Origin of the sequence: Pseudomonas sp. ICMP22404, from assembly GCF_006227205.1 — a bacterium.
Lineage (GTDB): Bacteria > Pseudomonadota > Gammaproteobacteria > Pseudomonadales > Pseudomonadaceae > Aquipseudomonas.
This window is the reverse complement of sequence record NZ_VCNG01000052.1, coordinates 1-750: the sequence shown is the minus strand read 5'-3', so window position 1 is coordinate 750 and position 750 is coordinate 1. Positions and strand designations below refer to the sequence as shown.

Below are 750 nucleotides of genomic sequence, written 5' to 3'. Positions count from 1 at the left end.
GCTTCGATGACGCCGTTGTTGGTCAACTGCCCGCCGCTGCTCAAGCTGATCCGGTCACGGGCGGCGATGTTCTGCTGCACATCCAGTGCGCCGCTGGTTTGCATGTTGACGCTGGCACCGTAGACCGCCCCTTGCACGTTGGCGCTGGCGGCCTTGGCGGTGACCGCGCCGGTGGCTGAGGTGTCGGCCAGGCTCAGATGGCCGTTGGCGTCGAGCTGGATATCGCCACCGCTGGCGATCAACTTGCCGTCCAGCTTCACCCCGACACCGGCCTCGGTGCCTACCAGCTTGATCGCCCCCGCATACATGCCGCCCAGGGCCGAGGAGTCGATGGCCAGTTGCGGTTTGGTGCTGCCGTCGTCGGCACGGGCGGTGGAATTGAGACTGGCGGCATCGACGTCGTTGCGACCGGCGACGATGGTCAGGTTCTTGGCCTGGATCTCGGCGTTGATCTTGGCGCTGCGGGTGATGATTTCGAAGCGGTCGACGTTGGTCGCGTTGAGGCCCGCGCCTTCGACGGTGACGCTGCCCTGGTCGACCTGGTAGCGCGTCAACTGACCGTTTTCCACCACCGGTTTGCCGGTGGTCAAAGTTGCCTGGGGGGTGTTGATGAAGCCGCAGCCGTTACAGGTGATGCCGTAGGGGTTGGCGACGATGACGTGGGCCGACTGCCCCGCCACCTCGGTGTAGCCACGTAACTGGCTCGGGCTGCCGCCGTTGACTTCGTTGAGGATGGTGGTGGCGGCCGCG

Annotated in this window: 1 protein-coding gene; it reads right to left on the bottom strand. The window is 65.6% G+C overall.

The features are described from left to right. Positions 1 to 750, bottom strand: a 750-nt coding sequence (locus tag FGE05_RS29590; RefSeq protein WP_139650433.1) for a filamentous hemagglutinin N-terminal domain-containing protein, incomplete at both ends; no start/stop codon positions are given.